Source organism: Winogradskyella psychrotolerans (assembly GCF_018860545.1).
GTDB classification, from domain to species: Bacteria; Bacteroidota; Bacteroidia; order Flavobacteriales; family Flavobacteriaceae; genus Winogradskyella; species Winogradskyella psychrotolerans_A.
The window spans coordinates 434154-440653 of record NZ_JAHKPN010000002.1 but is presented as its reverse complement, the minus strand read 5'-3'; the positions used below and the strand labels follow the sequence as shown (position 1 = coordinate 440653).

At 36.7% G+C, this 6500-nt stretch carries 5 protein-coding genes; all 5 read left to right on the top strand.

The features are described 5' to 3' along the window. Window positions 1–674 precede the first annotated feature (674 nt). Window positions 675–983: a GIY-YIG nuclease family protein gene (locus tag KO515_RS01870; protein WP_215934669.1), complete on the top strand. Its 309-nt coding sequence runs from the start codon at window positions 675–677 to the stop codon at window positions 981–983. Between the two features lie 829 nt (window positions 984–1812). Then, the gene (locus tag KO515_RS01865) at window positions 1813–2451 is read left to right on the top strand and encodes a hypothetical protein (RefSeq protein WP_215934668.1); all 639 of its coding nucleotides are present in this window, start codon (window positions 1813–1815) and stop codon (window positions 2449–2451) included. A gap of 48 nt (window positions 2452–2499) precedes the next feature. Further along, entirely contained in the window at window positions 2500–3924 is a 1425-nt protein-coding gene (locus KO515_RS01860) for a flotillin family protein (RefSeq protein WP_215934667.1), read from the top strand. Between the two features lie 18 nt (window positions 3925–3942). Then, the gene (locus KO515_RS01855; protein ID WP_215934666.1) at window positions 3943–4413 is read left to right on the top strand and encodes a hypothetical protein; all 471 of its coding nucleotides are present in this window, start codon (window positions 3943–3945) and stop codon (window positions 4411–4413) included. A gap of 1226 nt (window positions 4414–5639) precedes the next feature. Continuing rightward, a complete protein-coding gene (locus KO515_RS01850) occupies window positions 5640–6500 on the top strand; it encodes a cupin-like domain-containing protein (RefSeq protein ID WP_215934665.1) in 861 nt (286 codons plus the stop codon).

The window sequence follows — 6500 nt, the reverse complement described above, 5'->3', positions numbered from 1 at the left end:
TAGATTCCTGCCTACGCAGGAATGACAGAAGACTAAAAACAATGAATAGTATAATCTAAATGCAACACGCTCTATCATCCCAGCCAAAGCAGAAAAACCTTCAACTACATCCAAGCTAAGCCATTACAAATAACAACACACTCTGTCATTCTTACTAAAGCAGACAAACCTTCAAGTATATCCAAACTAACCCGCAATAAACTACAACACACTCTGTCATTCCTGTGAAGGCAGGAATCCACAATAACACAACATCCTTAAAACAATTACTATGAGTCTCACACCCTATCATTTTTTATAAATCACAACTTACTTAAATAACACTAAATAGATTCCTGCCTACGCAGGAACCCACAACAAAACCTCATTGTTAAACCAATCCACAAAATACTGTCATTCCTGCGCAAGCAGGAATCCACAACAACACTACACCTTTAAATCAATTACTCCGTGTTCAACTCACTCAATTCTTTATAATACTTAATCAAACCAACATTAATAACACCAATCAGATTCCTTCCTCCACAGGAATGACAGAACACAAAAAAACACCTATCTTTTAAAAATTAATCCGCTAAAATTCATAACTTTAAAAACATTCCACAACACATTTTAAATAATTACACCTCAATATTCCTGCAAAATCAGGAAACCATGATATACCAATTACAAGAATGTACAAGAACATACATCAATATTATCTCTACATACTATCTAACAAGTATAACGGCACCTTATACATTGGTATTACTAACGATTTAGAGCGCAGAATGTTTGAACATAAAAACAAGTTAGTAGATGGATTTACAAAAAAATATGGACTGGATCGACTAATATATTTTGAAACATATCAGTATATCAATGACGCCATTAAAAGGGAAAAGAATATGAAAAAATGGAAACGTCAGTGGAAGATAGATCTTATTGAAGAAGAGAATCCTAATTGGAAGGATTTATCCAAAGACTGGACTTATTTTCAATAACAAATAACAACACGCTTTGTCATTCCTGCCAAAGCAGACAAACCTTCAAGTATATCCAAACTAACCCGCAATAAACTACAACACACTCTGTCATTCCTACGAAGGCAGGAATCCACAACAACACTGCACCCTTAAAACAATCCCTATGCGCTCAACCCACTCAATTCTTCAAAATACTTAATCAAACAAACATCAACTATACAAAGTAGATTCCTGCTTACGCAGGAATGACAGCAACCACTAAAAACAATTAATACTATAATCTAAATTCAACGCACTTTGTCATTCTTACTAAAGCAGACAAACCTTCAAGTACATCCAAACTAACCCGTAATAAACTACAACACACTTTGTCATTCCTGCGTAGGCAGGAATCCACAACAGCACAATACCTTTAAAACAATTACTCGGTGTTCAACCCTCTCAATTCTTCAAAATATTTAATCAAACAAACATCAACTATACAAAGTAGATTCCTGCCTTCGCAGGAATGACAGAACACAACATACCCACATAAAAACACACAAAAAAATATTTCCCAATTTCCCTGTAACAAAATTCCTTCAATGACTACTTATATATTGAAAGTGGTCCAAACTCAAAACTTTTTTGAGGCTCCAAAGTATAAAAACGACCGTACTTCAAAACCATCAACATACACTTGACATCCCAACTTTGAATCCTTCGTATTCAAACCTAAGGTCATAAAAAACAAAAGATTTTAAAAGTCTTTAAGGGTGGTAATGTTGTGACCAATTTACTTTCAAAATAAGATTGTATAATCTTACAATGGTCGTATCTTTATTAACTCAAATTCAAAATGCAGCTTATGGCAGAATGGTTTTCAAATTTAGAATTTCTATCCAAAATGTATTGGCTAGTCGCTATTATAGGATCCCTTATTTTTTCCATCGTCATGGTCATGGCTTTTGTTGGTGGAGATGCTGATGACATCGGAGACTTGGATTCAGATATTGATATCGATGCAGCCGGATTTCAATTTATTTCCTTCAAAAACGTAGTTGCTTTTTTTACGGTTTTTGGTTGGAGTGGTATTGCTTGTATTGATGCCGGACTTTCAACACCACTAACTGTTATCATCTCCATAATCTGCGGATTATTAATGATGGTCATTATGGCGGCGCTGTTTTTCTTTATTAGCAAACTTTCAGATAGCGGCACCTTAAACTATAAAAATGCCATAGATGCCGTTGGTGAAGTCTATTTACCTATTGGAGCAGACCGCTCAAAAATGGGAAAAGTCAATGTGAGTGTACAAGGCACTATGCGAGAACTAGACGCCCTTACCGACTCGCTAACCCAACTAAAAACAGGGACAATTATAAAAGTGGTCGATGTCACGTCCAACGGTATCCTAATAGTAGACCAAACACGAAAACCCATAGAACCTGTAAAACAAACTAACGACGAATTGCCAGAAGCTAAAAACAGACTTCTAGATCATTAATATATCTAAAACCAACCTTAATAATTAACCTATCTAAACGAAATGAATATGAATTTACTTAACATTCAACAAAGCTTTAATCCGGAAGGCTTAGGCGGACCAATGCTAATAATAGTGGTAGTGCTATTTATAGTGATTACACTACTTATTTTAATAAAACGCTACAAACGTTGTCCATCGGATAGAATCTTAGTGGTTTACGGAAAAGTGGGAGGCGGACAATCAGCTAAATGTATTCATGGTGGTGCGGCTTTTATTATTCCTGTCATTCAAGATTATGAATTTTTAGATTTGACGCCAATTTCTATTGAAGTAAACTTAGTTAATGCTTTATCTAAACAAAACATTCGTGTTAACGTACCATCGCGTTTTACCATTGGTGTGTCTACAGAACCAGGAGTGATGCAAAATGCTGCGGAACGTTTATTAGGTTTAGGAGCTCAAGATGTTCAAGAATTAGCAAAGGAAATTATTTTCGGTCAGTTGCGTTTGGTCGTAGCCTCTATGGATATTGAAGAAATAAACAACGATCGCGATAAATTCTTAACCAACATTTCACAATCTGTAGAAACAGAATTAAAGAAAGTAGGTTTAAAACTGATCAACGTAAACATTACAGATATTGTTGATGAGTCTGGTTATATCGAAGCTTTAGGTAAAGAAGCTGCAGCACACGCTATTAACGCCGCTCGTAAATCGGTAGCAGAGAAAACCAGAGATGGTTCTATTGGTGAAGCTAACGCGGTTCAAGATGAAAGAACCCAAGTTGCAGCTGCCAACGCACAAGCGGTTGAAGGGGAAAACTCGGCTAAGATTTCGGTAGCGAATTCAGATTCCTTACGTCGTCAACGTGAAGCAGAAGCAGAACGTGTGGCCATCGCATCAGAAAAAGTACAATCTGCAAAAGCCTTACAAGAATCGTATGCAGCAGAACAAGAAGCAGAAACCGCGAGAGCAGAACGTGAGCGCTCATCTCAAATGGCAGATATTATTGTACCTGCAGAAATTGATAAACGTAAAGTTGAAATTGATGCCGAAGCCGAAGCAGAACGCATTAGACGTAAAGCAAAAGGGGAAGCCGATGCGATATTATTTAAAGCACAAGCCGAAGCACAAGGACAGTTTGAAATCTTAACCAAGCAAGCGGCAGGTATGGAGCAGATTGTAAAAGCAGCGGGCAACAACAGTAGAGATGCCGTGTTATTATTAATCGCAGATAAACTGCCAGAATTGGTAAAAGCACAAGCCGAAGCCATTAAGAATATTAAAATCGATAAAGTAACGGTTTGGGATAGTGGATCAACTGGTGAAGACGGAAAATCGTCAACAGCTAACTTCCTATCTGGCATGTACAAATCAGTACCGCCTTTACAAGAAATGTTTAATATGGCTGGTATGGATTTACCTGAATATCTAAAAGGAAAAGATAAAAAAACAATTGAAGCAGAGGATGCTACTATTGATAAGTTGTAATATTAAAACCATCTTTTCTTGACTATTATTACCTACAAAAGACCAATACCAAAACTAAAGTTTATCTATGGTATTGGTCTTTTCGTTATTGGAATACTAAGTATCGATACCTATTTTGGTATCCTGTTCTTAGGGGCAGGTGTTTTCTTTTTCTATACCGATGGCATTGAAATTGACCTCACAACAAAAAAATACCGCTACACCATCAACCTATTTGGTTTAACTTTTGGAAAATGGCAAGACTTTCCTGAAATAGAATACGTCTCCGTGTTTAAAACCACCCAAACCACGCGCGTTTGGGTCTCCACAGCAAGCACCAATGTAACGGAAACTGTGGTCAAAGTCAATCTATTCTATAACACCAATCAGAAAATTGAAGCCTATGAAACCGACAATACAGAAACGGCATTCAATATAGCCAAACAAATTGCAGCAGCCTTAAAAATCGATGTCTTAGACGCCACATCACGAGACACCAAATGGCTATAAATTAATAGCAACGGTCTTTCCTACGCAGGCAGGAATCTACCCAATAAAAAACCTTTCTCTTCATTTAATTATTAAGAAACACCAGTTTACATTAACACAAAAGCTCTACAAGAAAAAGAGAAATAGTAAAGTGGATTCCTGCCTGCGCAGGAAAGACAAACAAACGTCAGTTCGAGTGATTTTTAAAGCATGAAAAAATCGTATCGAGAACCAACCCTCAATCTTACCTAAAAAACAACCACCAACTGTCATTCCTGCGAAGGCAGGAATCTATTAGTGCTAAAATCGTTCTGTCTATTTAATTTCAGAGAGTCTGGGTTTATTTTATGTCACATCCAAATAAGTGAAAATTAACTACGAAGTGGATTCCTGCCTACGCAGGAATGACAAAACCAAATAAACATACATACATCAGCTCGAGTGATTTTTGAAGTATGAAAAAATTGTATCAAGAACCAACCACCAACCTCACCTAAAAAAACCACCAACTGTCATTCCTGCGAAAGCAGGAATCTATTTAACCTAAGACCTCTCTGTCCTTTAAATTTTTAATAAGTCCAAGGGTAATTAAAGTGAAAATATATAGATAGTAATACTAATTTCAAGGTGGATTCCTGCCTGCGCAGGAATGACAAAACCAAATAAACATACAAACGTCAGTGCGAGTGATTTTCGAAGCATGAAAAAATCGTATCAAGAACCAACAACCAACCCCACCTAAAAAAACAACACCAACTGTCATTCCTGCGAAAGCAGGAATCCATTAAATCAAAAACCTTTCAGTCCATTTAATTTTTAAGAAGTCCCTTTTCAATTTATACAAAAGCTCTAAAAGAAAAAGAGAAATAGTAAAGTGGATTCCTGCCTTCGCAGGAATGACAAACCAATACGTAGCTTCAAAAATCGTATCAAGAACCAATCATAAACTCAAACATCAAATCGAGAACTACTTTAGTATTAACCAAAATGTCTAATCCGTAGATTGTCCCCTTGAGGATTAGTGAGAAACAAAATACATTTTGTTTTGAAGCTACCGAGCGAAGCTCATTAGGGGTGTCATATAATTTTTGATTGAAGATACCAAAACGAAGTTTTTAAAAACCCCATCAAGAACCAACAACCAACCCCACCTAAAAAAACAACACCAACTGTCATTCCTGCGAAAGCAGGAATCCATTAAATCAAAAACCTTTTCCTTAACTTTGCAAACTAAACGTTGTTCACCTTTGAAACTCAACCTTCAAGATATTCCTCGCGTAAAAACCATTTCAAAAGAGGATTTTATAACCCATTACTTCAAACCACAACAACCCGTGGTCATTGAACAGTACATTAAAGATTGGCCAGCCTATTCCAAATGGAACTTAGACTACATCAAAGACATTGCTGGCGATAAAACCGTACCGCTTTACGACGATAGGCCAGTCGATTATAAAGACGGTTTTAACGAGGCTCATGCCACCATGAAAATGAGCGATTATGTCGATTTACTAAAACGCAAACCCACAAAATACCGCATATTCCTTTGGAATATTTTAAAAGAAGTGCCACAACTTCAAAACGATTTTACATTTCCCAATTTCGGATTGCGTTTAATGAAAACACTACCCATGCTATTTTTTGGAGGTAAAGATTCACATACCTTCATGCACTACGATATAGATTTGGCTAATATCTTTCACTTTCATTTTGAAGGCAAAAAACAATGCATTTTATTCGACCAACAACAGAACCAATACTTATACAAAGTACCACATTCATTGATCGTTAGAGAGGATATTGATTTTAACAACCCAGATCTCAACAAATGGCCTGCCCTAAAAAAAGCAAAAGGCTGGACCTGCGAATTAAACCACGGAGAAGTCCTCTATATGCCAGAAGGCTATTGGCACTACATGCGCTATATAACTCCAGGATTTTCTATGAGTTTACGCGCCATAGCCCGAAATCCTAAGAACCTCAGTAAAGCCATTTACAATGTATTTGTCATGCGGAATTACGATAACCTCATGCGTCGCCTAAAAGGTCAAAAATGGATTGACTGGAAAAACAAAAAAGCCATAACCAACACCAATCGTTTCATTTAA

Coding starts and splice junctions, on each gene's coding strand:
- KO515_RS01870 (WP_215934669.1), top strand. CDS start 675: ATGTACAAGAACATACATCAATATTATCTCTACATACTATCTAACAAG.
- KO515_RS01865 (WP_215934668.1), top strand. CDS start 1,813: ATGGCAGAATGGTTTTCAAATTTAGAATTTCTATCCAAAATGTATTGG.
- KO515_RS01860 (WP_215934667.1), top strand. CDS start 2,500: ATGAATTTACTTAACATTCAACAAAGCTTTAATCCGGAAGGCTTAGGC.